The sequence below is a fragment of the Allobosea sp. 01N443 genome, assembly GCF_056399325.1.
In genome coordinates this window covers 1-22,414 of the sequence record NZ_JBFTRC010000089.1, presented here as the reverse complement: position 1 = coordinate 22,414, position 22,414 = coordinate 1, and the positions used below count along the sequence as shown (strand labels likewise).

22 protein-coding genes, 1 tRNA gene and 3 pseudogenes are annotated in these 22,414 nt (G+C 63.3%); 12 read left to right on the top strand and 14 right to left on the bottom strand.

Features of this window, described 5'->3' with window-relative positions; translation table 11 throughout:
• Both AC1DRP_RS20820 and AC1DRP_RS20815 read right to left on the bottom strand, forming a co-directional pair.
• The coding region (locus tag AC1DRP_RS20820) for a flagellar hook capping FlgD N-terminal domain-containing protein (protein WP_476769428.1) at nt 1–133 on the bottom strand (133 nt) is incomplete at its 3' end.
• A gap of 11 nt (nt 134–144) precedes the next feature.
• Nucleotides 145–1,590: a flagellar hook-length control protein FliK gene (locus tag AC1DRP_RS20815; protein WP_476769425.1), complete on the bottom strand. Its 1,446-nt coding sequence runs from the start codon at nt 1,588–1,590 to the stop codon at nt 145–147.
• A 239-nt stretch (nt 1,591–1,829) separates the two neighbouring features.
• Between AC1DRP_RS20815 and mnmA the strand changes: the two genes are divergently transcribed.
• Nucleotides 1,830–3,014: a tRNA 2-thiouridine(34) synthase MnmA gene (mnmA, locus tag AC1DRP_RS20810; RefSeq protein WP_476769424.1), complete on the top strand. Its 1,185-nt coding sequence runs from the start codon at nt 1,830–1,832 to the stop codon at nt 3,012–3,014.
• 52 nt (nt 3,015–3,066) lie between these two features.
• Complete coding sequence (locus tag AC1DRP_RS20805) at nt 3,067–3,705, top strand: class I SAM-dependent methyltransferase (protein ID WP_476769423.1); 639 nt, start codon at nt 3,067–3,069, stop codon at nt 3,703–3,705.
• Between the two features lie 37 nt (nt 3,706–3,742).
• Here AC1DRP_RS20805 and AC1DRP_RS20800 read toward each other — a convergent pair whose 3' ends face one another.
• Nucleotides 3,743–4,090 carry a hypothetical protein gene (locus tag AC1DRP_RS20800; protein WP_476769422.1) on the bottom strand — a complete coding sequence of 116 codons (348 nt, stop codon included), beginning with the start codon at nt 4,088–4,090 and terminating at the stop codon, nt 3,743–3,745.
• A gap of 324 nt (nt 4,091–4,414) precedes the next feature.
• On the opposite strand from AC1DRP_RS20800, the gene AC1DRP_RS20795 reads away from it, so the two are divergent.
• Nucleotides 4,415–4,491: transfer RNA gene (locus AC1DRP_RS20795), tRNA-Met, on the top strand.
• Between the two features lie 329 nt (nt 4,492–4,820).
• On the opposite strand, the gene AC1DRP_RS20790 is transcribed toward AC1DRP_RS20795, so the two are convergent.
• Nucleotides 4,821–5,189 carry a DUF669 domain-containing protein gene (locus tag AC1DRP_RS20790; RefSeq protein ID WP_476769421.1) on the bottom strand — a complete coding sequence of 123 codons (369 nt, stop codon included), beginning with the start codon at nt 5,187–5,189 and terminating at the stop codon, nt 4,821–4,823.
• 121 nt (nt 5,190–5,310) lie between these two features.
• On the opposite strand from AC1DRP_RS20790, the gene AC1DRP_RS20785 reads away from it, so the two are divergent.
• The gene (locus AC1DRP_RS20785; protein WP_476769420.1) at nt 5,311–5,517 is read left to right on the top strand and encodes a helix-turn-helix domain-containing protein; all 207 of its coding nucleotides are present in this window, start codon (nt 5,311–5,313) and stop codon (nt 5,515–5,517) included.
• Between the two features lie 114 nt (nt 5,518–5,631).
• A complete protein-coding gene (rfbA, locus tag AC1DRP_RS20780; RefSeq protein ID WP_476769419.1) occupies nt 5,632–6,492 on the top strand; it encodes a glucose-1-phosphate thymidylyltransferase RfbA in 861 nt (286 codons plus the stop codon).
• A gap of 329 nt (nt 6,493–6,821) precedes the next feature.
• Here the strand turns inward: rfbA and AC1DRP_RS20775 are convergent.
• Nucleotides 6,822–7,440, bottom strand: a pseudogene (locus AC1DRP_RS20775) (transposase); the annotation flags it as partial.
• Nucleotides 7,441–7,591: 151 nt separating this feature from the next.
• Nucleotides 7,592–8,014: an IS110 family transposase gene (locus tag AC1DRP_RS20770; protein WP_476769418.1), complete on the bottom strand. Its 423-nt coding sequence runs from the start codon at nt 8,012–8,014 to the stop codon at nt 7,592–7,594.
• 1,488 nt (nt 8,015–9,502) lie between these two features.
• Between AC1DRP_RS20770 and AC1DRP_RS20765 the strand changes: the two genes are divergently transcribed.
• Complete coding sequence (locus tag AC1DRP_RS20765; RefSeq protein ID WP_476769417.1) at nt 9,503–9,784, top strand: hypothetical protein; 282 nt, start codon at nt 9,503–9,505, stop codon at nt 9,782–9,784.
• Nucleotides 9,785–9,831: 47 nt separating this feature from the next.
• Here AC1DRP_RS20765 and AC1DRP_RS20760 read toward each other — a convergent pair whose 3' ends face one another.
• The 7 genes from AC1DRP_RS20760 to AC1DRP_RS20730 form a co-directional block, all read right to left on the bottom strand.
• On the bottom strand, nt 9,832–10,188 hold the full coding sequence (locus tag AC1DRP_RS20760; RefSeq protein WP_476769416.1) for a hypothetical protein: 357 nt from the start codon (nt 10,186–10,188) through the stop codon (nt 9,832–9,834).
• A gap of 7 nt (nt 10,189–10,195) precedes the next feature.
• A complete protein-coding gene (locus AC1DRP_RS20755) occupies nt 10,196–10,327 on the bottom strand; it encodes a hypothetical protein (RefSeq protein ID WP_476769415.1) in 132 nt (43 codons plus the stop codon).
• An 11-nt stretch (nt 10,328–10,338) separates the two neighbouring features.
• Complete coding sequence (locus tag AC1DRP_RS20750) at nt 10,339–11,493, bottom strand: AAA family ATPase (RefSeq protein WP_476769414.1); 1,155 nt, start codon at nt 11,491–11,493, stop codon at nt 10,339–10,341.
• Nucleotides 11,417–12,115 (bottom strand): hypothetical protein, encoded by a 699-nt coding sequence (locus AC1DRP_RS20745; RefSeq protein WP_476769413.1) that lies wholly within the window; start codon nt 12,113–12,115, stop codon nt 11,417–11,419. The genes AC1DRP_RS20750 and AC1DRP_RS20745 overlap by 77 nt, the downstream gene beginning before the upstream one ends.
• Nucleotides 12,116–12,645: 530 nt before the next feature.
• Complete coding sequence (locus AC1DRP_RS20740; protein ID WP_476769412.1) at nt 12,646–14,346, bottom strand: DUF6538 domain-containing protein; 1,701 nt, start codon at nt 14,344–14,346, stop codon at nt 12,646–12,648.
• A gap of 1,494 nt (nt 14,347–15,840) precedes the next feature.
• Nucleotides 15,841–16,173: a DUF6634 family protein gene (locus tag AC1DRP_RS20735; RefSeq protein ID WP_476769411.1), complete on the bottom strand. Its 333-nt coding sequence runs from the start codon at nt 16,171–16,173 to the stop codon at nt 15,841–15,843.
• Nucleotides 16,174–16,884 (bottom strand): hypothetical protein, encoded by a 711-nt coding sequence (locus AC1DRP_RS20730; RefSeq protein ID WP_476769410.1) that lies wholly within the window; start codon nt 16,882–16,884, stop codon nt 16,174–16,176.
• 88 nt (nt 16,885–16,972) lie between these two features.
• On the opposite strand from AC1DRP_RS20730, the gene AC1DRP_RS20725 reads away from it, so the two are divergent.
• The 6 genes and pseudogenes from AC1DRP_RS20725 to AC1DRP_RS20700 all read left to right on the top strand — a co-directional run bounded on the left by AC1DRP_RS20725 (nt 16,973) and on the right by AC1DRP_RS20700 (nt 20,977).
• The gene (locus AC1DRP_RS20725; protein ID WP_476769409.1) at nt 16,973–17,302 is read left to right on the top strand and encodes a helix-turn-helix domain-containing protein; all 330 of its coding nucleotides are present in this window, start codon (nt 16,973–16,975) and stop codon (nt 17,300–17,302) included.
• A gap of 120 nt (nt 17,303–17,422) precedes the next feature.
• The gene (locus AC1DRP_RS20720) at nt 17,423–17,737 is read left to right on the top strand and encodes an ArsR/SmtB family transcription factor (protein ID WP_476769427.1); all 315 of its coding nucleotides are present in this window, start codon (nt 17,423–17,425) and stop codon (nt 17,735–17,737) included.
• Nucleotides 17,738–17,788: 51 nt separating this feature from the next.
• A complete protein-coding gene (locus AC1DRP_RS20715) occupies nt 17,789–19,192 on the top strand; it encodes an NAD(P)-binding domain-containing protein (RefSeq protein WP_476769408.1) in 1,404 nt (467 codons plus the stop codon).
• Between the two features lie 110 nt (nt 19,193–19,302).
• Nucleotides 19,303–20,415: pseudogene (locus tag AC1DRP_RS20710) on the top strand (MFS transporter); the annotation flags it as partial.
• Between the two features lie 87 nt (nt 20,416–20,502).
• Nucleotides 20,503–20,931 (top strand): annotated as a pseudogene (locus AC1DRP_RS20705) (NAD(P)H-dependent oxidoreductase); the annotation flags it as partial.
• Nucleotides 20,903–20,977: a hypothetical protein gene (locus tag AC1DRP_RS20700; protein ID WP_476769426.1), complete on the top strand. Its 75-nt coding sequence runs from the start codon at nt 20,903–20,905 to the stop codon at nt 20,975–20,977. The pseudogene AC1DRP_RS20705 and the gene AC1DRP_RS20700, both read left to right, overlap by 29 nt.
• 12 nt (nt 20,978–20,989) lie before the next feature.
• Here the strand turns inward: AC1DRP_RS20700 and AC1DRP_RS20695 are convergent, their stop codons facing one another.
• Nucleotides 20,990–21,892, bottom strand: coding sequence for an IS481 family transposase (locus tag AC1DRP_RS20695; protein ID WP_476769407.1), 903 nt, complete (start codon nt 21,890–21,892; stop codon nt 20,990–20,992).
• Between the last annotated feature and the right edge of the window lie 522 nt (nt 21,893–22,414).

The following is a 22,414-nucleotide window of genomic DNA, read 5'->3' as shown; positions in this document are numbered from 1 at the left end:
GACTCTGGTTCTTGAGCTGGGTCGTCAGCAGCGTCAGGAACTGATCGAAATTATTGGCGATCGAGCTTCCGCCGCCGCTGACATTGGTAGCGGAGCCGGTGCCGGTGCTCGATGAGGTGTTGGAAACGGTCATGATCCGCCCCTTCAGATGCTGAGGTCGACGCCGCCGAGCCTGACGAGGCGGCGGATGGGCGCAGGCTGCGCCGGAATGGCTGAGGCATCGCCGAGCTCGGCGGCATCAGGCTGGATGCGGGCACGGCGCGGCGCCTCGTCATCCTGCCGCTGCTGGCGGAAACCGGGCTGATCGTTCGGATCGCGCAATGTGATATCGACGCCGCTATCCGAGGGTTTGAGACCGGCCTGCTCGAAGGCACGCTCAAGCGTCCGCGCATCCCGCTGAAGCAGGTGCAGGGTCTCCACACGGTCGACGACCAGTTTTGCGCTGACCTCGCCCTTCTCGGAGATCTCGAGATTAACGTCGACGCGGCCAAGTTCAGGCGGGTCAAGCCGAATATCGAAGCGCTTGCTGCCGGCAAGGGCACGCAGACCGATCTCGATCGGGACGACATGGAGCGGTGTCGGCTGGCCGTCAGCCATGCCGCGATGCATGCCGGCCGAAGGCTGCTGCGCCGCCTTGGCCAGGTCGATATCAGGCAGACCGGCAATGCCTTCCGGCTTGCCGGAATGCGACGCCACGGCCGCGGACAGCTCGATCGGCACCGGCGCCTGCTGCACTTCGACAGGCTTGAACAGGTCGGCGAGCGGCTGCCCCGCAGCGACGGTGGTATTGGCCGGGCCGGTCGCAGTTTCCTTCGATGCGGCGATCATCGGTCCCGCATGCGGTTTCTCCGCCGGCTTGCCGACTTCGTCGCCTTCGGAGGTCGACGCGGCGGCATCGGTTGCGGATACAGCGGCCATGACAGACGCCTCGGCTGGCACGAGGGTCTGGGCCGGCATAGCTGCCTGCGCCATCCCGGTGGGAATCCCCTGAGCCGCCTTCGTCCCACCTGGAACGGCTTCATCGCCGATGCCTGCCGCAGCGATGTCGCCACCGACCAACGGCAGAGCGACGACAACCGGGATAGCCGCCGGCGCGGGAATTGGCATCACGACAGCGGCCTCGACAGGCTTGTCAGCGGAGGCGGCTTCCTTCGGCTCGGAATCCGTCGGTTTTTCTTCGACACCAGGCTTGCCAGCGACGGCGGTCTTGCCGGCTGCGGCCTGTTCGGCGACGGCAATGGCGACGAGCGCGCCGATATCCGGCTTGGGCTGGGTCGCGGTCGGAGTTGCTTCGGCGGCCTCCGCCGGCACCACCACCGCGGTGGTGCCCTTGAGCAGCACCGCGGGCTGCACCGTCGCTAGCGCGGAGGCGGTTGCCTTCTGCTCCTGTGTCGCACTGGCCTTGCCGCCTGCCTCCGGCTTCGTCGCGGCAGCGTCGTCCTTCGCCGCGGCCGGCACCTCCGGGTCGCCGCCGCCCTCAGGCAGGCTGAATGGCGCGGCCGCACCATCGGAGCCGCGCTCTGGCGCACGGCGGCGCGACGCAGCCTGCTCGGCATTGGGCGAGGCGACTGAGGAGGAGACGGCAGACATCAGGTAAATCCGGACCGCGGGCAGGAACATGCCCAGGCCGCGAGCAGCAAGTCTCGCGCCAGGATGCTGTTCCTTYGTTTTCAAGGCGGTAGCGGCCATGCCCGGATCGCTCGCGGCAAGATTCTCCTTGCCCCCTCCGGTGAGGCGGCAGGATTTGCCGATCGCTCACTGGCCCGCCCCTGTCAAAGCCGGTATAGAACCGCCACATAGTCGCCTTCGCCAGGATGATCCCGCTCGCCATGACCTCCCCCCTCAACTCCCTCGACATCGCCAAGCCGCCCGCGGCGACGCGCGTCGTCGCGGCGATGTCCGGAGGCGTGGACTCGTCCGTGGTGGCCGCCCTGCTCAAGCGCGAAGGCTATGATGTCGTCGGCGTGACCCTGCAGCTCTACGATCACGGAGCCGCTGTCCATCGGGCCGGGGCCTGCTGCGCGGGACAGGACATTCATGACGCCCGCCGCGTCGCCGAGACGATCGGCATCCCGCATTATGTTCTCGATTATGAGAGCCGCTTCCGCGACGCCGTGATCGAGCGCTTTGCCGAGAGCTATCTCGCCGGCGAGACGCCCATTCCCTGCGTCGAGTGCAATCGCACCGTCAAGTTCCGCGACCTGCTCGGGCTCGCCCGCGAACTCGGCGCCGATGCGCTGGCGACGGGGCACTATGTCGTCAGCCGGGCCCTTGGCAACGGCCATCGCGGCCTGTTTCGTGCCGCGGACGAAGCCCGCGACCAGAGCTATTTCCTTTATGCGACGACGCAGGATCAGCTCGACCTGCTGCGTTTCCCTCTCGGCGAAATCGACAAGGCTCAGACCCGCGCCCTTGCCGCCGAGCTCGGTCTCGCCATCGCCGACAAGCCAGACAGCCAGGACATCTGCTTCGTGCCGAATGGCCGCTATGCCGACGTCATCGAACGGCTAAAGCCCGGTGCTGCGCGCCCCGGCGACATCGTCCATCTCGATGGACGCGTGCTGGGCCGCCATGAAGGCGTCCTTCGCTACACTGTCGGACAGCGCAAGGGGCTTGGGATCAGCACGACGGAACCGCTCTATGTGCTGAGGCTCGATGCCGAACAGGCGCGCGTGGTCGTCGGACCGCGCGAGGCTCTCGGCGTGCGTGAAGTCCGGCTGCGCGATCTCAACTGGATCGGCGATGTCGCACTGGACGCCCTGCCGCCTGAAGGCCTCGATGTGGCGGTGCGTGTCCGCTCGACCCGCGCCCCGCGCGAAGCCCGGCTGCTGCGTGACGATTCCGGGCTCATCATCGTGCTCGCGGGCGAGGAGGAAGGCGTCTCTCCCGGCCAGGCCTGCGTGATCTACGACCATGCCGGATCCGGTGCGCGTGTCCTGGGTGGCGGCACCATCATCTCGCCTGCAGCCCAGGCTGCGGCTGCCCGGCTCGAGCTTGCTCTCGCCGCCTCGTGACTGCGGCTCCACCTCCCCCACCCACGCCACTCCGATCCAGTCGAGCTGCCCTATGCCTGTGACCTATGACCTCGAAGGCCAGAAGCGGGTCTATGCCACCTGGGCAAAGTTCTACGACAAGGTCTATTTGCGGCTGCTCGCCCGCGCCCAGCGCGAAGCCGTTGCGGCCGCTTGTGCCTGTGGTCCCGATATTCTCGAGATCGGCGTCGGAACCGGCCTGACGCTTGCCTATTTCACGCCGGACCGCCGTGTGCTTGGCGCCGATCTCTCGCTCGACATGCTGAAAGTGGCCAACCGTAAGGTCGCAAGTCAGGGACTGAAGCATGTGAAGGGGCTGATGGTGATGGACGCCTGCCGCCTCGGCTTCGGCGACGAGCGCTTCGATGCCGTGACGGCGCAGTTCGTCATCACGCTGGTGCCAAACCCCGAACAGGCACTCGATGAAATGGACCGCGTCCTGAAGCCAGGTGGCGAGATCATCATCTCTAGCCGATTGGTAGACGACAGTGCGCTGACAGCGCCGCTCTGGGCCGCGCTCGCGCCGATCGCCAAGGCGATCGGCTGGAGCACGGATTTCAAGGTCCGTCGGCTGACGGATTGGGCCGCGCGGACGGGCCGCTACGACACCGTCCATGTCGGCAAGGGCTACTTCARGGTCGTCAGACTGAGAAAGCGCCCGGCAAAGGCCTGAAGCCCGGCCGAGCGCAGTTACTCAGCGAAACCTGCGCTCAGCGATACTTGCTGGAGGAGGCCGGCGCGTTCGCCGCTTGCGGCGCAAAGCCGAAGCAGCCCTTCTGCACCATATTCGGATCGTTCTGCTCAGCCATCCTCTGGCAGAAGCTCAGACGCGTGCAGTAGTCGGCGGCAATCCCCATGCCCGAGCCGAGCACGCCGAACTGGGTCTTGTAGGCGCAGGATTGCTGCCAGGGTTCGGCAGCCTGCACCGCGGCGGGAGTGATCATCACGAAGGGCGTGGTCACCAGGGATAGCACAGCTGCGGCAGCGAGCAGGCTCCTTCGGGCGAGCAGCTTCAAACCCATCGAGAAGCTGAACTGTTCTTGTACGAGCGAGCTCATATGCGAGGACTCCTGGATCATGGCCTCGCGAGCGACAGCGCACTGCGGCAACGGCAGCAACGGCAGCAACATGCAGCCCAGCCAGCGATGACCAACATTTGTATCCCTTCCATGTGAACTAGGCATGGCTTGGCCGGGATCAAGCGTCCCGTCATTGCAGGAATGCATGGCGGACCCTGGACAATTGCCATGTCTGCCTTCGGGGAGGCCGCCCGCATCTGTGTAAAGGATGTGAAGCATGCACCAGCAGGCTTGACGGCTCCCTGCTGCGCCCCCTATATCCGCGCCATCGCAAGCCGCTGGCGCCATTGTCGCCGGTCTTGGGGCGGGGTAGCTCAGCTGGTTAGAGCAGCGGAATCATAATCCGCGTGTCGGGGGTTCGAGTCCCTCTCCCGCTACCACTTTTCTCTAAGCAAAATCATTGACTTAGAGAAAAGCGAGGCGAAACCAGACGCCTGGGTAACTTGCAACGCGTTGCAGATTCCCGCCGATTCCGCCTGTTTTGGAGTGTTGCAATTAAGTCCATGCAACACGCTGCAACACGAATTCTCGCTAATTCCGCGTGTCGCGCGGCGTTCCGCTGAACGAAATATACGCTACCCGCCGCCCCAATTACGACACACCGTCCCAGCACATGGCGCGACCGTCTCAGCGATGCGGCGGCGGACGCCGGATTAGCGTCAAAGCTGCCCCCCACCCCCCATCAGGCCCGGCGKCCATCTTCATCGAGCTAGGCTGCCCACTCGCCGTAGGCGCGAACGATATTGCGGCCCTTGGCAACGCCGATCTGCGCATCGAATGGCTTGAACCTCAGGTCGCCCGTGTGCTCCGGATTGGGAACGCCAATCGCCCGCCGCAGCGCCGCGAAGTGACGCTGGCCGATCCGCTGGGCTTCCGCGTTTTCGTGCTCCAACGCCATCTCGATGTTGAGCGGCTGCCCGTCGTGGTCGCCCCCGACGATCTGCGCCTTGCACTTCAGCACCATGCCGGACCCTGTTTCGCTCGGCTCGTAAGCGGACTCCACAATCTCCAGATCGTAGCGGCCGATCGGCAGGGGCGCGTAGCCGACGGACGGCACATTAACGATGTTGGCGGGCATATCGGTTGTTTCCTTGCCTCACCGTGGCGTTTTCGCTACCGTGTAAATATTAACTGCCGCATTCGCCTCGTTAAGGCGAAATCGCCATGAAGTATCGAATTTGTTGTCCACTCAATGTAGGATGGCGAGAGCCGCACTTCAGCTTGGCGTCCGCGAATTAGCAGACGCGGCGAAGGTATCCACCAACACGATCACGCGCTTCGAAGGCGGCGAGGCGCTGAAGCCGCGAACCGTTGACGCCATCCGCGCCGCCCTGGAGCAAGCAGGCGTCGCTTTCCTCGACAACGGGGACACGGCAGCCGGCCCGGGAGTCGCCCTTAAAGTCTAGCGTCGAGGCGTCTACCAGCGGTGCTCAGGCACATAAGCTCTTTGGCTATCGCGCAAAGCCGTGGCAGGAACGCATGCGCGAGGTCGTGGCCACGTTGATGGCGCAGAGGGTACCATGAAGGGCATCATTCTAGCCGGCGGGACCGGCACGCGGCTGCACCCGGTGACCTCCGTGGTCTCGAAGCAGTTGCTGCCCGTCTACGACAAGCCGATGATCTACTACCCGCTCTCGACGCTGATGCTTGCCGGCATCCGCGAGATCCTGATCATCACAACCCCGCATGATCAGGCGCTGTTCATCCGCTTGCTGGGGGACGGGACCCAGTTTGGCCTGAATCTCAGCTACGCCGTGCAGGCCGAACCGCGCGGGCTTGCCGACGCCTTCATCGTCGGGCGCGATTTTGTCGGGACCGACCGCGTCGCGCTGGTCCTTGGCGACAACATCTTCTACGGTCATGGCCTGCCCGAGTTGATGGCGGAGGCCGCCGCGCGGCCGACGGGGGCGACCGTCTTCGGCTATGTCGTCTCCGACCCGCAGCGTTACGGCGTGGTCGAGCTCGACACGGCCGGCAAGGGCATCTCGATCGAAGAAAAGCCGGCCGAACCGAAATCTAATCTCGCGGTGACCGGCCTTTATTTCTACGACAATGACGTCCTCGACATCGCCGCCGCCATCAAGCCATCGGCGCGCGGCGAGATCGAGATCACCGATATCAACCGCGCCTACATGGCGCGCGGCGCGCTTCATGTGCAGATCATGGGCCGCGGCTTCGCCTGGCTCGATACCGGCACGCATGAGAGCCTGATGGAAGCCGGCCAGTTCATCGAGATCCTGGAGCGGCGCCAGGGCATGAAGATCTCCTGCCCGGAGGAAATCGCCTTCCGTAAGGGGTTCATCACTCGCGATCAGCTGGCCGAACTGGCGAAGCTGACGGGCAAATCGAGCTATGGGCAGTATCTGGCGAAACTGCTCTGATTGCGGGCCTTCCGGCTCATGAGGGTACGGAGATCGGTATGACCTGGTCGGCGCGGCCAGACACGAAATTCGAGGATGAGCGGACCCGCCCCGGTGACGCGCGCACACCAGCCATCCCACAGCGCGAAAAGCAGCCCGCCGCTCTGGGCGGAGTTAGGCGGGGCGCCGCGGCAGGCACCAGCACGCGAACTGAACGCTGTTGCCTGTCGAGAGTTCCGCACGCCAAGCCCGGCCCAACCGGCTAGCCTACCTCGAGGGGAGATTCGCCGTGTCCGGTTCAAGCGCGCAGGCTGGCGTGGGCCTTGGGTTTTGTGCAGCTGGCAGCACACCGTCCAGAAGATCTCGGCCTCGGAGGGGCCGATGTCCCTGCCCAGAACCTCGCGCCGGCCGTCGCCGTTGACGCCGACCGCCACGATCAATGCCACCGAAACGATCCGTCCAGCCTAGCAGACCTTCACCTAGGTCCGGTCGATCCAGAGATAGGGCCAGTCGCCGTCGATCGGCCGGTCGAGGAAGGCCTGCACCCGCTCGTCGATCTCCTCGAATAGTCGGCTGACCTGGCTCTTCGAGATGCCGCTCATCCCCATCGCCTTGACCAGATCATCGACCGAGCGGGTCGAGATGCCCTGGATGTAAGCCTCCTGGATCACCGCCGTCAGCGCCTTCTCAGCCATGCGGCGCGGCTCGAGGAAGCCGGAGAAGCGACTGCCCTTGCGAAGCTTGGGATGCGCAACTCGACCGCGCCGGCGCGCGTCTCCCAGTCGCGCTCGCGATAGCCATTGCGCTGACAAGGCGCTCAGGACTCTTCTCGTCGAAGCCGGCGCCGGCCAGCCCGCCGACCTCCAGCTCCATCAGACGCTGGGCGGCAAAGCCGATCATCTCGCGCAGAAAATCGGCGTCGGGCCTCTTCTCCAGCAGCCCGCGCAGGCTCATCATCTCGTCCGGCAATCGCCGATGACCACCTCAGCTCCCCCACGGGATCCATGATCGCCTGCAACATGGTATCGCATGCGACCAACTCACGAACCCGGCTCGCGAAGCCCCTCCGCGATACGATCCCGACCTTCAGCCCAAATGGGCGACGAAGGCCCCTGGTGACTTACTCGGCGGCGGCAACAGATCGGATGACGTGCTTGCGAGCTGCCGCAAGGGCCCGCGCCTGCTGGCTGCCAATGCTCTTAACATGGACAGCCTTGAACCAGCCCGTCCTCACCACCTGCGCGATCCCCCGGGCGTCATTTCGATCGGTCTTCACCGGCATGGCTGAAAGTGCCGCGTTGACCTGGCGCGCTTCCAGGCAGATGGCCGGCAGCCCAAGCTGGATGAGATTGGCTGTCAGCCACTCGGACATCGGCCCTGCCTTGAGGCCGACCCGTTGGACTTGATCGGCAAACGGTTCGAGATAGTCAGCGATCGACGGTGCATCCGCCGAGGCCGTTCCATCTCGAATGGGCTTCCCTGCATTGTCCACGACACAGATCGCGACTGAGTTCAGCGAGACATCGATGCCGACATAGATCATGGCATTTCTCCCTGCACGGGGGGTCCATGATCGTCAGGACGTAGGGGCCTATAGGCAAGCCAGTCGGGCGATCAGGACCGAATACCCCATCTCTTCCGAGAAGCGGCTCCGCTTCATGTTCTGGTCCTCTCAATGGGCCAGAACGTCAAACCGGATTAGAACCGAGGGGCAACGTCACCCAGGACCGCATCACGCACCCGAGCCTGAGGACTGCTGGCTTCACCTTCCAAATCGGCGAGGTCTGCCTTCTGATCCCCGCCCGCTCGGCGAGTTGGATCTGGTCCAAGCCCAAGAGCCACTCGGCAGCCGCGACCCACCGGCCGGTAGACTTGAGCGCCTGACTTCATGTTCGAAAAAGCCATTCGGATCGGATGACGAGACACGTGTTTAGATATCCAAACATACGTTTTGATATCCGTCCCGAGGCGAAGGCCTCGCCTGCGACATCGCCGCGATCAAGCCTTGTTGTTTGCTCGCCGCGCCGGTCGGATCTCCACGAAAGCTGATGTCAGTAACCCCATTCTCGTAGGCATATGTGAACAAGGCTACGAACTCGTCCGAAAAGCTCTCAGCCTTCATGCGGGATATCGTCTCGCCGCGCTTGCTCGGGCGCCGCCGCGGGACAGAATTACCGCCTGCTCGGGGCCCTATTCCGGACTACCATTTTTATCGGGTAACGACGCGTGCCGCGGAACGTTGCCACGACGAACCGCTTGTCGCCGGCGTATTTCCAGCGAACGATGAAGAATAGGCGAACAGGGGATAGAGCTCGTAATGGGTGAAAGCCGGTATTTGTCATCCGAACGGACGGCTTCACAGCACCAGTTTACAGCCGGCCTGGACTGCTACGCATCGGTGATCCTGGAGTTGATCGGGGAGTGGAGGCGCGTGGCCATGCCGAAGCCTCGCGAGCGCCCGATGTACGATCGCATCGCCGCGAACTTCCTCCAGCTAGCGCGCGATTTCGTGGGCAATGACAACGAGCGGAACCTTCGTCGACTCGGCGCACTTCGAGCTGGCGAACTCCGACTGGTGTGCGCACTCGGGCTGTTCACCGGCGGGCTCCTGAAGKGAAAGGCTGCCTCTAACATTACAGACCGCGTTTGCGGAGAAGCACTGGCTCGCTTGGATGCCGCCCAGGTAAAAGCGCTTCCGACCAGTTACGAGCTCGGGCAGTTCCTCAGCGGGATCGGCATCGCGGCAGCCGATGTGGCTGACGCAAAACGAAGGCACCGAGCGAGGTCGCAGTCACGTGTACGCGCCCAATAGCCGTTACTCTCCGCCACGAGCGCACGGATAATGAGACCTGCGGCAAACTCCGGCGCGCAGGTGCCGGCACGTAAACGAAGCTGGGCGGGCACTCGGTCAAGAAGCGCCCGCCCAGCCGTTGTCCCTTGTCCTTGCGAAGGCAAGGAGCAGGTGCCATGGGGAGCCGATCCCACGCAATGGCAGGATGACCGACACATCGACGCGCCCGCAGCTTCGCTGATGGTCATCCCACCGCGCGTCATTCACACGACGGAAGGCCGTGGCGACGGCCAGGCCCCTGGCTTCCTCCAGGGAGGAGAGAATTTCGGATCCATAGAACTCGTGGTTTCCTGGGACGAAGACGACGGGCCGGCCCTAGAGCGGGCCGCGTCTTTGAAGGCCGATCCAATCGATCGAGCTTGCAATGGGGCGGTCGACATCGCCTGCGAATACCGCGACATCGAACTCCCCGATGTCTTCGGGAAGCTCAAATGGACCGAATTCGAGGTGGATATCGGATAGCACCAAGAGGCGCATGTACGGCTCCGTTGCTTTTGGCTCCTCAGGCATTAGGGGCGCTTCAGCGGAATGCGTGGGTTCCCTCTTCGCAAACTTGGCTGAGGACCCAAGGCTGGCTCGAATCCTATTGCGATTAGCGCCTCTCCGAATGACAGCGGTTTCGCAACAGCCTCAAGCAGTTGAGCCAGGTCCTCCATCGAGATCACGATCATATGCTGCCCGGTATGGTCGGTAGCGCTCGATATGCCTCGATTGCCCGGGCCGCCCTCTTGAGCGAGCCGCCCAAAATCAATTTCCGCCTTAGCCAATGGCTCGGCGACCTCGCCAAGCGCCTCAAGCAACGTTGACTTCGGCCGCTCGGCCGCCCAGGCGGCGGCGCGAATGCGTTGAATGTCTTGCTCTTGCATACTGTCCTCACATTGCTTGGACGCCGTTCCCAGCAGCCGACGCATCATCGGCCATGGGATCAATGGCCTCCGAGTTTGAGAACAGGGCGGCGATGGACGCGAAACCGATCCTCTTCTTTTCGAGAAGCTCCTTGGTCACCTGATCCGTCCCTATCCGGTTGCGCTGAACGATCGAGCGTGCCCGTGCCATCTGTTCGGCAAGGATCGCCTCGACCCGCTCGCGAGATCGGCTTCTCCGTCGGCCGCCAGGAACGCCAGCCCTTGGCCAAGACCGTAAGACGTTTCGAGCCGCAGCGCGGTCAGGGTCGCAAGGTGAAGATCGCTACCGAGTTCCCCACCACCTCCGATCGAGCGGTTCCCTAGGATGACCTCTTCCGCAGCGGCGCCCGCGAGCAAAAAGCAGATTTTGTCGAGCAAAGTTTGAGTCGTCTTGTCAGCGACGGTTCTCGGGCCGATCCGGACGCCGCCCAGCGCCTGGGATCCCGAGGCGAGTTCGACCGTGTCGCGAATCTCCACGAACTCAAATTTTCTTCCGAGTACGACCGCCACGGTGGCATGGCCAGCTTCGTGGACCGCCGTGCGACGCATCATATGGTCCGGAATCGCGATCGTCGGCGGAAGCGAGGCCGTGAAGTCTGCGGTTGTGATGGCCCTCCGCGCTCGGCGGGCCAATCGGCGCGCGTCACGGACAAGCCGCTCGAGCGCGGCCCCGCTCCAACCTTCTGTTCGAGCGGCGATCGAAGAAAGCCTCTCACCCGCAAGCGCGTTTTCGAGATGCCATCGGATGTTTCCCTCACGCGCGGCGGCGTCGGGAAGTGTAATCCGGATATGGCGATCAAGGCGTCCGGGCCGTACGAGAGCGGCGTCGAGTCGATCGGGATGGTTGCAGGCGCCTACAACAACAACGCCCTCTCGCTGATCGACGCCATCAAGACATTCGAGCAGGCCTGAGACCACCTCTACGTTGTAGTGAGCGTTTTCGCCCTTGAACGTTTCCCTATCGCCGAACGCGTCGATCTCGTCGATGAACAGGATGCAGGGAGACTTGCGACGCGCTTCGTCGAAAGCCGCGCGCATGGCTTTGAGCAGGTCGCCGAGGTGCCCTCGCGCTTGCCATCGTGCGAGAGATCCCAAAACCAACTCAACGCCGCAGGAGGCTGCCAGCGCCTTCGCATAGGTGGTTTTGCCCGTGCCGGACGGCCCGCTGACGAGGACCCCTCGATTTACGTCAGCCCAGGGAATCTTGCTCGCGCCAATCCTTGAGATCGATGGCGAGCTCTCGCGCCCAGTCTGCAGCCTCGCCAAGCCCGTGGAGATGCTCGATCCGGAGTTGGCGCAACTCGACCGGCGGCGGCTTTGCAATCGCCTTCCGCATGCAATCGAGCGAATGGGAAACTGGTCGTCCCCGTCGGAGCATGGCGCTGATCACTGTAAGAGGTATCGACGCGAGCTCATGTGCCTGCTGCCTGCTCACACGCTGGTTGAGACAGATTTCGCCGATGGCAAGGAGATGGCGAGGCTCCGGCGCCGCGAGTTCGACGATGCCGTCAATGGCTGCGAGTACCATGGCCGGTACCTCGGCGATGTCCGCGGCCAAGACGACGAAGCGGTCCTCTTTCAGGAGGCCGGCACCCGTCGAATCCTTCGTGCCCTTGCTCCAATGTTCCGCGGCCACGACGACCTTCGCCGCCGCTTCTGTGTCGAAGCGAACGGGTCGAGCGACTGGCATAGATGCAAAATGAACAGCCTGCCTGTAGTCATCCACGTCGGCGTCTTCCGGCATGACCAGAACGAGCGCCACCGCCTCGCCACGACGCAGTTGCGGGTAGCCTCGACAGTCGCGGATGACGGTGCAGCAAGCCAGGAAGCGGCCGACTTTCTTAGTGACCGGGCGACGCTCCCGGGCCGCGCTGATCCTTCGATCCATTGGGAATTCCTCTTGAGCCCAGGCTTTGGATCTCTCGCGATGCCGAGTGGTCCCGGGATGGCTCGCAGCCGATTGAGGCAATTGCTCCGCCGCCTCCGCTGCATCTCTCTTTGCGTCGATTGCCGCAGGATGGATGCCTGGCACTCGAGCCCGATCTCGCGTGGATCCGAGCCACTCGAAGATCTTGCTCGCACGGTTGATGAACAATCGCAGTAGTGCCAACTCTCGGCTGACAATCCGCGGCTTGAGCCACTTTCCCGAAGGCGGCATGACCTACCGCTCCGAGCAAGCCACATCGTCCGAGGCCTTCAACAGCGAGCTCCCCGTCGCCTTCAGCATCGCGTAGCGGAGTACGCATTCGAGCCGCTGATGAGGAAAACCTCCACGTCGCGCCCTGTCGTTTCGTTCATGCCTGGACTCCCAAGGTTCGAAGGATCGAGCGCTTGGTGCAGCAAGGGCGAGGCGATTCCCGGATGACGAATTGCCCCGGGGGGAGGGAGGAGAAGGGATTCGGCCCCTCGCAAAACTTTTTACAGCCGGATCAGCGGGTTACGCCGAGAAAAGGTCGCGCGGGAACCATTTTCGGGGGAGCCGTTGGGGGAGCAGCTCCTCTCGTACGGAGGATGGGCCCAAGGGACTCGAATCCCGGGAAGAAATTCGCGCCCCGGGACACTTTTCAAATCGGATGGCACCAGGCCCCATGCACGGCGGTGGCGAAGCGCAACATCCTGCTCAATCCGCCGAACGAGACGAAGCGCCTCCTCTCGGTCTCGACGGCGCGGCGAACCTCCCCTCGGAACCCGGGGTCCATTGGCTGTGACGGAAAGCGCAGCAGGAGCTCGTGYGCTGGCCTGCAGGCGCGCGCGGCTCCGACGACACACCTCTTTCGGCAGCCGTACCGCCTCGACGCACGCCCGCTTCGCCTCCATCGAGGCGGGTCCCGGATAGAGCCCCATGGTCATGGGGAGCGGTTGGTCATTAGCCGAATGCCCCATCACCTCAGCGATGGTCCAAGGCTTAAAGCCTCTCGCGCCGCGTGCGAACGCCTCCACGGCCTTGCGGTCGAACCACCGTCGGAATGAATGGAAGTCGACGGCCGATTGGCCGACTCCTGCCGCGCGCTCGTCCACCCCCAATTTCCGGCGGATGTGGATGAAGGCTTTGCCAGCGGGCGCGGCGCGGCTCCGCGCGGCGTTTTGCGGTGTCGGAAGCTCATGGAAAACGTAGTCGGTCGCAGCCTTCCCGTCCGTCCTCTTCTTCAAGATCGCGGCAATATCGGGATGGATCGGGATGCTGCGAACGCCGGCCGGGGTCTTGCCTTTGCGGACGGTAATCAGGCCGCCGCCGACATCGCCGGCCCGAAGTTCTGCAATCTCGTTAATCCGCATCCCTGAGAGGGCGGCGACCCGGGACATATCCGACAGCGGTTGCGCGTCAATCCCGGCGAGGAGCCTCGCCACTTCCTCATCCGTGAAGGGTCGCTTGGTTATGGACCGCTTGGATTCCTTCCCGTGCTTGCCGCGGGTGGAGAACCGCTGGCGGCTCCACGGATTGTCGCCGGTGACGTAACCGCGTTGCCCCAGCCATTCCCAGAAACCGTGTAGGGCGGAAATGTCCCTGTTGGCGGTGGCGCGCGCAACTTTTGCGAGAACTCCGGACACGAATTCCCCAGCGAGTCGGCGATCTATGGCCTCAGCATGGATGGCCAGGAGATTGGCGCTTCCCCATTCGGTAAAGCGGCGGACCGCATGCCTGTAACCCTCCTCCGTGCGCGGAGCCACGTCGATCTCATCCAGCCATGGCTCGAGGAGCGGGCCGATCGGTGTGACGGTGCCCGTTGCGATGTCGTGGAAGGCCAGCGCGACGCCGTCGCCATGCGCCTTTGCGATTTCGGCGGTCCGGGTGTCAACGTCCGCCTCGTGGCGTTCGAGAGCGGGCGAGGTGCGGTCCACGGTGCGGGGTAGGTCTCGATAGCGGACGGCCTCCTTGATCTGATCGGCCGTGCCGAGCGCGGCACCACCGCTTCGAGCCTGCACGATGCGCGCCTGGAGACAGGCAATGACCGGCCATTTAAGGGTGTTGGCCGCCGCAAGGCTATCGGTGTTCAGGCTTTCCTTGAGCGTGGTCCTGCCGATGGCCGTGGTTAGGTCTCGGGGCACGCGCACCACGACACGAAGGTTGCGGCCATGCCACTCGAGATAGCGTCCAGGGTTGGAGCGGCGACGGGACATTGGAGGGCCCTAGCCGGGACGCCGAAAGCTTCCGCCAGCCGATAGATCGAACTCCTGTTCGATCGCGTGGCGATTCGAGTTCGCTCTTCCTTGCTCCAGTTGGTCGGGACAGGAAGCTCGCTCTCGGCTTGGCTCTCGGTCGAGATGCGTCGGGAACAATGCTACTGGTGCGCGGACGCGCGGGCTAACGAGTGCTTGCTTACCTTCGCTTCTCCTCGGTTGATGACTTCCTGGATTTGACCCCTTGCGTTTCGACCTCGCTGGAGGATGCGCTCGCGATCGAGGGCGAGGTGGCGCTCGACTCTCGAGATCTCGGCCCGGAGGATGGGGAGCGGAGGGAGGTTGTCCGAGCCATCGCGTGACCATGCGCATCCCCGTGCTGCGATCACCGGCATTCGGGTTTTGCGGCCGTGAGCGCGGGGACCGCGTATTCGGTCGCTGAACAGAGGCTTGGCGGCGCTTCGATTTGCTCATCCCGGGATCCTGTCCCCATACGGGAATGTCCGCCGACAGTGAAGATCCAGCCGCCAGATAAAATCGAATGTCAATCGGCGTATCAAGCATATTGACATACGGAAGCGCGCAAATGAGAGATCATGAGAGCCACAACCGGCAAATCAGCAAGCGCTCGCTCGCCAAACTCAAATTACCGTTGAATCCTATATTTAACATTCGAATCGTTGAATTTGAATCTCAAGCCAATCGACCGCCATGATACCGGATAGCCGGATTCAATCCTTCGATTTGGTAGGCGAATCCTTCGGCAGAAACATTGGCCAGAACGTGCTCCTGGAGGCGGCCAGTGGGTGGAATTCGCGGCCCTCCCCTGCGATTGCGCGCCTCGCAAAGGTGCTGGGGAGGCATAGGCAAGCCGGCTTTCACAAGCACGTGATCGCAATTGCCAGTGGCCATTTGAGTGCTGCGCTGCCACGCAGGTTCACGAGCGAACCCCCCGCCGGCGCGGGGCCGCATCGGCAGCGATCGTTTGGTCGGTTATCTGGCCGAAAGGCTGAGGGTGAAGTTCCGAGCGGACGTCTTCGACCGAAGCGTGGACGCGCATGGCTGTCAGGTTGTCGTCATCCAGACCCGCACTCCAGCATCTGGACATCCTGTCCGCAGATGGCCTTAGTGATCCTCATGTTGGCTTCGTCTTGTACGGGCTGAGTGGATTGCGACCGTGCCCCGAACGGAGCGGCGGCGTTGCTCCGGACGCGGGAACGAACCCGGCATCTCGAAGTGCCTCTCCGAACGATCGGGGGCGTGCGACCATCTCTATGATATCGACGAGATCCGTTATGGAGATCACGACCGTCAATTCCTCCGGGGAAGTCGCTGCAATCCGCGGGTCGGCTAGATCACCCTGCGCGGGGTGAGGCTGGCCGCCTTCCAATGGTCCCGCGGCAAATTCGACCAAGACTTCGCGTAGGCGGTCGTGCGAGTTTTCTGTCGAATGGGCGGCGTCGCGAATGCGTTGGGCGAGCGATGTGTCCAAGGTCAGCCGTCCAGCCTTGCGCCGCGCGGAATGCCAAGTCGGTACCATCGGGATAGCGTTCTCGCCCAACCTTGCTGCGCGTCGAGAAAGAAAAGGCCCGAGGTAGCGATGGGTCGACCCATCCCGGGGAGTTCGGGGTGTTCGGAAACCTCACCGATAAGGCAGCGCTCGGCTCGCGTACCCACCCACCAACGATCAATGGTCGGGGCGCTTGAACCGGTTGTATAGGTCCCGCCGGCCACCGCTTCCAGGTCGTCCGCGAGCCGCCGAAGTCTTTCGACCTCTCGACCAAGCGTATCGCGCTCCTCCGGGGAAACGCCGCCCCCCACCAGCATCTACATACCCTCCGGCCAGCACGCATCGTGCGGGAACTCCAACAGCGCGCTGCCCGTTGCCTTCAGCATTGCGTACGCGATCACCTCCGTGGCTTTCGCTCGTAGCGACGACAGCGAAGTTCGACCTTCCACGATGAGCGGCTCTGACGTGAAATCGAACCACGGAATTCCACCTGGTTGGATCACACGGTCGCTCGTTGGCGCCGGAAGCCGGAGACGTCGCGTAACGCGACGAAGGATTGGGTCGTAGTCAGACTGACGCATCGCCGATGGCCAGCCCACCGGCAAAATCCATGGCAACGCGAGACCCGTTGGCATGGATACGCCAGCAATCTCATGGAAGTCACGAGCGACCCGCTCGACGTCAGCGGATCCCGTTGACATCGGCAATAGGATTCGAAAGGCGGGATCGGCAATCCATCCTAGGTCAAATATAGACACCGGCAGGTCAACGACTATCGCCTCGGTTGCCGGGGATTGGCCTATGCGATCCTTGATTTCAGCCAAGTTCGGAGCGCGTCCGTTGGCCACGAACCAAGCCGTCCCAAAGGGGGCGGCCGCCTCTCCTTGAAGGATTGGCTGCTCTCCGCTCGCGGTGACCTGGATATGAAGTGTGTCCAAGCCGAGCTGGCTCAATCCGAGCGCCAGCAGGAGGCTGGCAGTGGTCCTACCCGAATAGGTATTCGAGCCGGCAATGAGGAAGGCTTCCATTCCCACTTCCTTTCGAATCCTTGCTGCGACCGATTCGGGAGGAGCCTATCAACGCGGGAGCGCGAGATCTACATGAAATGACAAATTTTTGTCTTTTAAGACATATTTTAATCCTATTAGGCAAATTGTTGACAAGCTGGATTTCACTATCTTCCTGTGCTTTTTCAATGGAATGCTTACTTCCGGACGGTTCCTGAAAGCGGCCCGCGTTGGCTTGGGACTAAGTCCCGAGCAAGTCGCCGAGGAAGCAGGGATCAGCCGCACCTCCCTGAGCAGGTTAGAGGCGGGATCTGACAAGGTCGCGCTGAAGCTGTTCATCGCGGTCCAGAACGTGCTGGAACACCACGGGATCAAGTTCCTCACCGGCGRTGGCTCTACCGGGCCGAGCATCCGCTTTCCCGTCGATTATCGAGGCTAAGGCACGCCGCTCAGTGCGCCTTGAGTGCTTATGGTGTGGCGCGCGGCGCATTACATATTTCTATAATTCCGGAAATATGGATTGACTCGACCACTTACCCACCGCATGATCCCCGACATGATGAATACGCAAGATGCAGCGGCCAAGCTGGAGGCACTGGGCAACCCGACCCGGCTGTCGCTCTATCGCCTCCTGGTCAGGGCCGGACATTCCGGCTTGTCCGTGGGGCAATGCCAGCAGCGGCTGGAGATCGCCGCATCGACGCTTTCGCACCATCTGAAGGCGCTCATCATCGTCGGCCTTGTCAGCCAGGAGCGTGACGGCACGACACTGATCTGTAGGGCGAATTACGACCGCATGAACGAGCTGGTCCAGTTCCTCGTCGCCGAATGCTGCGCCGATGCCGCCTGCGCCTCCGAGCAAAGCGCCGCGTGATTTTTGCGGCGCAATATTTCGATGTTTCCGGTTTAATGGGAGAACGTGAAGATGGCAGTTAGGACAGTCGCAATTATTGGAGCCGGTCCGGTCGGCCTTGCCGCGGCGGCCCATGCCCTGGAGCGCGGCCTCTCCCCGATTATCTTGGAGCGCGGCCCGACCGCAGGACACGCCATCCGGCAATGGGCCCACGTCCCGATGTTCTCGCCCTGGGCCTTCAACATCGATCGCGCGGCCGAGCGTCTCCTTGAGGCATCCGGCTGGACGCGACCTGATCCGGATCGGTACCCGACCGGCGGAGACCTCGTTACGCTCTATGTCTCTCCCCTCGCCGAGAAGACGATCCTGCGCGATCGGATCAGGCTCAACGCCGATGTGATCTCGGTCTCCCGGGCTGGCTTCGACAAGGTCAAGACCAACGGCCGCGAAGCGGCACCGTTCCTCATCCGCTATCGCGACGGCGCGACGACCGCGAAGCTGACGGCCGACGCGGTGATCGACACTTCGGGCACCTGGTTCTCGCCGAACCCGGCTGGCGCCGGCGGTCTCCCCGCGTCAGGCGAGATTGAGGCTGCGGAATGCATCACCTACGGCATGCCCGATGTCCTCGGCGCCGCGCGGTCGCGCTATTCCGGCAAGCGTCTCGCCGTACTCGGCGGCGGCCACTCGGCCATCGGAACCCTCGTCGCGCTTGCGGAATTGCAGGCGACTGCTCCCGCGACGGAGATCACCTGGCTCTATCGCGGCCCGGCCTTGGCGAAGGCCTTCGGTGGCGGCGCGGCGGACCAACTGTCGGCGCGTGGCGAGCTTGGCCTGCGGATTGCCGAGTTGGTCAAGCAAGGCCGGATCCGCGCCCTGAACGGTTTCCGGCTGGATCGGATCGATCGCAATGAGTCAGGCTTACGGCTCGCCTCGGACGACGAGCGCAATCAGACAGTGATGGTCGACGAGCTCATCGTGGCAACCGGCTTCCGCCCGGAGCTGGGCCACCTGCGCGAACTGCGCGTCGAGCTCGATCCCGCGCTTGAATCCCCGCCGAGCCTGGCGCCGCTGATCGATCCCAACGTTCATTCCTGCGGAACGGTCCGCCCGCATGGCGCCGCCGAGCTCGCCCATCCGGAGTCTGGTTTCTACATCGCAGGCATGAAGTCTTACGGCCGAGCGCCGATCTTCCTGCTCGCGACGGGACATGAACAGGTCCGCTCGATCGTGGCAGAACTCGCAGGCGATCACGCCGCCGCCCGGCGCGTCGAGCTCGTCTTGCCTGAGACCGGTGTTTGCAGCGCGACGCCCGGCGGTCCGTCAGCGGCGGCATCGAGTTGCTGCGGCGGCCCGGCTCCCGTCACTGTCGAAGCCTGCTGCGGCGATGACGCGCAGGCGAAGCAATCCGGAAAGACGGGCTGCGGCTGCTCTTCGACCCCAACCGAAACCACCCGCGAGACGGCCGAAGCCTGATGTCCAGCCTGTCCCTGCCCATCCCCGCGCCGACCGGCGGGCGCGGGCTTTCGCTGATCGCGGCGCTCGGCGCGACCTAGGTCGCAGGCTACGGCGGCCTCTACTATGCCTTCGCCGTCCTGGCCCCGAAGATGACGGAGAGCTTCGGTTGGGCAGCTGAATGGACCTATGGCGGTTTCGCCATCGGCTTGCTGATCGGCGGCCTGGTTGCACCTATCGCGGGACGCTTAATCGATCATTATGGCACCCGCGCGATGATGACTGTCGGGTCGATCCTTGCCGGGCTCTCGCTTTTGGCCCTGGCCGAGGCGGGGGGCCCGATCAGCTACGTCGCGGCGATGATCGCCCTGGAGGTCGTCTCGACGCTCGTGCTTTACGATGCCGCGTTCACGGCGCTGACGCAGGCCCGCGGCTCCGGAGCCAGACGAGCAATCAGCCAGCTCACCTTGATCGGTGGATTCGCATCGACGCTGTTCTGGCCGCTGACCACGGCCCTGCTCAATTCCTTCAACTGGCGCGAAATCTACCGCATCTACGCGGTCGTTCAGTTCGCCCTGTGCGCGCCGCTGCACCTCTTGCTGCTTCCGGGCCCGGTTCACCGTATGGCAAGCCCTTCACCCACGGCCAATAGCGCCGATGCCCCGATCGTCGGCTACCTTGAGGGGAACGCCCGACGCAGCGCCTTCGCCCTGCTGGCGTTGGCCTTCTCGCTACAAGGCTTCGTGGTTTCGGCGATGTCGGTCCATATGCTCGCCTTGCTGCAAGGTCTGGGGCTGAGCGCTGCGGTCGCCGTAGGTATCGGCGCCATGGTTGGTCCCTCCCAGGTTGCAGGGCGCTTGGTCGAAATGCTGTTCGGCACCTCGATCGATCCCGTCACGACGGCCTGGACCTCCGCGGCGCTGATGCCAGTCGGGTTCGCCCTGTTGATGATCGGCGGCACGACGGCCGTGCTCGCAGGCCTCTTCGCGATCGCCTATGGCATCAGCATGGGCCTGAGTTCGATCGTGCGCGGAACCGTTCCGCTCAAGCTCTTTGGCCCCGCCGGTTACGGGGCGATGCTGGGCAAGCTCTCCGCACCTGGCCTCATCGTAAAGGCCGCCGCTCCGCTCCTCTTCGCCATGTTGCTCGAGCGCGCCGGGCTGGTACCGAGCACGTTGCTCTTGGTCGCCCTGTCCGGGCTGTCAGCGGTGGCAATGTTCATCCTGGCGCGCAAGCTGCGCTGAACCCGCTCCAAGTTGTAGGAGGCCCTCATGCCATTGCGTGAGCTGACCGATCCATCTTCGTTTCCTGCGTTCAAGCCCGAATTCGTGATGAGGTGGCCCGCAGACGACCTACCCGATCCACTCGGCCCCCCCCCGCGTATCCTGCTGCTCTACGGCTCACTGCGCGAGCGCTCCTTCTCGCGGCTTGCCGTGGAGGAAGCCGCACGGCTTCTGACGCTGTTCGGAGCCGAGACACGCGTCTTCGATCCGTCCGACCTGCCGCTGCCAGATCAAATAAAGGGCGACGATCACCCGCCGGTGCGGGAGCTACGCGAGCTCGCGTTTTGGTCGGAGGGCCAAGTCTGGTGCAGCCCGGAGCGCCATGGCCAGATCACGGGTGTCATGAAGACCCAGATCGACCACTTACCGTTGGAGATGGGCGGGATGCGCCCGACCCAGGGCCGCACGCTTGCGGTGATGCAGGTGTCGGGTGGTTCGCAGTCCTTCAATGCGGTCAACACACTGCGCCTGCTCGGGTGTGTGGTCCCGGAATGAGGTGGTGCGGGTTGATTTTGAAGATTGATGGGTCTTTGGTCTATGCCTCACAGATGACCTGGTAGGGCGTTCGCCAGCGCAGAGCCTTCAGGTGCTTGGCGAAGTTGTAGGTGGTGACGAAGGCCAGAACATGGGTCTTCAGGCTTTGCAGGTCGTCGTAGTGGTAGACCTTGACCGTGGCGTCCTTGATCGTGCGGTTCATTCGCTCGGCCTGGCCGTTGGTCCAAGGATGGTAAGGCTTGGTCAGCCGGTGCTCGATGTCGTTGTCGGCGCAGACCCGGCCGAAGATATGACCACCGGGGGAGCCGCCAGTTGGGCCATCCCGATATTTGGGCAGGTCGGCGAAGGCCATGCCGTTGTCGGTGAGCACGGTATGGATCTTGTAGGGGAAGACCTCGACCACGGTCCTGAGGAAGGCCGAGCCCGCCATCTTGCCAGCTTTATCGTGGAACTCGACGTAAGTGAACTTCGAGACCCGGTCGATGGCCAGAAACATGATCAGCTTGCCGTCGGCGTGGCGTAACTCGCAGCTGTCGATGTGGACGTAGCCGATCTCGTAGGTCTTGAACCGTTTGCGCTGCGCCTTGGTCTCCTCGATCGGCAGCCGGGAGATGCCGTGGCGCTGGAGACAGCGATGCAGGGCGCTGCGACTGAGGTTGGGGATGGTATCCCTCAGGCAACCGAGCACATCGTCCAGCGGCAGCAGCGTCTTCTGCCGGAACGCCACGACGATGGCCTCCTCCGCTGGCGTCAGCACCGTGCTCTTCGGCGACTTCGGCCCCATCGGGGCGTCGGCTGTCGTCGTCCGTTTGCGCCACTTGCCCACCGTCTTGGGGTTCAGGCCGTAGCGGGCGGCAAGGGACCGGGTGCTTTCTTTCGACGCTTGGAACTCGGCTCGAAGACACGGCGTCGTGCGGGCGCTGCCGTGAAGAACGCTTGCCATAGGGCATCCTCCTCCTGACGATTCAGGATCGATGATGCACCATCACTCCAGGGGAACACACACCTAGTGAGCGTCGCCTTGCCATTCCGCTCTCGTTGTCCGTGGCGAGTGTGGGAATACGCAAATCGGGCGCTGAGGCGCTGGCGGTCATGAAATATCAATTGGGGATGAGAGGGTGCCGCGCTGAACCTCATCAGATCGCGTATATAGTCGACGAAAGGAATAGATATGCTATATATAGCTGGCCTTGACGTCATTTGTCAAGATTTGGTGTGTTGCAAGGTACTTCTGATAGCGCAACGCCGCCGCCCGCGAACTGGGCGTCAGGCGAACGGACGCCCCGCCCGCCGGTCAACATCGTTCGCACACTCCTGTCATTGTTCGATGGCTTTGAGATGTGGCAGAAGCGCTCCGGAGGATCCGCATGACCGATTTGCCCACCCTGTCCGAGATCAAGGCCGCCAAGGCTCTTGTGGACACTGTCTTCCCGGGAACGCCGCAATATGCCTGGCCGCTGCTGCA

Coding starts and splice junctions, on each gene's coding strand:
- AC1DRP_RS20790 (WP_476769421.1), bottom strand. CDS start 5,189: ATGCCCGCCAACATCGTTAATGTGCCGTCCGTCGGCTACGCGCCCCTG.
- AC1DRP_RS20730 (WP_476769410.1), bottom strand. CDS start 16,884: ATGGAAGCCTTCCTCATTGCCGGCTCGAATACCTATTCGGGTAGGACC.
- AC1DRP_RS20715 (WP_476769408.1), top strand. CDS start 17,789: ATGGCAGTTAGGACAGTCGCAATTATTGGAGCCGGTCCGGTCGGCCTT.
- AC1DRP_RS20765 (WP_476769417.1), top strand. CDS start 9,503: ATGGTCATCCCACCGCGCGTCATTCACACGACGGAAGGCCGTGGCGAC.
- AC1DRP_RS20720 (WP_476769427.1), top strand. CDS start 17,423: ATGAATACGCAAGATGCAGCGGCCAAGCTGGAGGCACTGGGCAACCCG.
- AC1DRP_RS20760 (WP_476769416.1), bottom strand. CDS start 10,188: ATGCAAGAGCAAGACATTCAACGCATTCGCGCCGCCGCCTGGGCGGCC.
- AC1DRP_RS20735 (WP_476769411.1), bottom strand. CDS start 16,173: ATGCTGGTGGGGGGCGGCGTTTCCCCGGAGGAGCGCGATACGCTTGGT.
- AC1DRP_RS20770 (WP_476769418.1), bottom strand. CDS start 8,014: ATGATCTATGTCGGCATCGATGTCTCGCTGAACTCAGTCGCGATCTGT.
- rfbA (WP_476769419.1), top strand. CDS start 5,632: ATGAAGGGCATCATTCTAGCCGGCGGGACCGGCACGCGGCTGCACCCG.
- AC1DRP_RS20785 (WP_476769420.1), top strand. CDS start 5,311: ATGGCGAGAGCCGCACTTCAGCTTGGCGTCCGCGAATTAGCAGACGCG.
- AC1DRP_RS20800 (WP_476769422.1), bottom strand. CDS start 4,090: ATGAGCTCGCTCGTACAAGAACAGTTCAGCTTCTCGATGGGTTTGAAG.
- AC1DRP_RS20745 (WP_476769413.1), bottom strand. CDS start 12,115: ATGGATCGAAGGATCAGCGCGGCCCGGGAGCGTCGCCCGGTCACTAAG.
- mnmA (WP_476769424.1), top strand. CDS start 1,830: ATGACCTCCCCCCTCAACTCCCTCGACATCGCCAAGCCGCCCGCGGCG.
- AC1DRP_RS20695 (WP_476769407.1), bottom strand. CDS start 21,892: ATGGCAAGCGTTCTTCACGGCAGCGCCCGCACGACGCCGTGTCTTCGA.
- AC1DRP_RS20815 (WP_476769425.1), bottom strand. CDS start 1,590: ATGTCTGCCGTCTCCTCCTCAGTCGCCTCGCCCAATGCCGAGCAGGCT.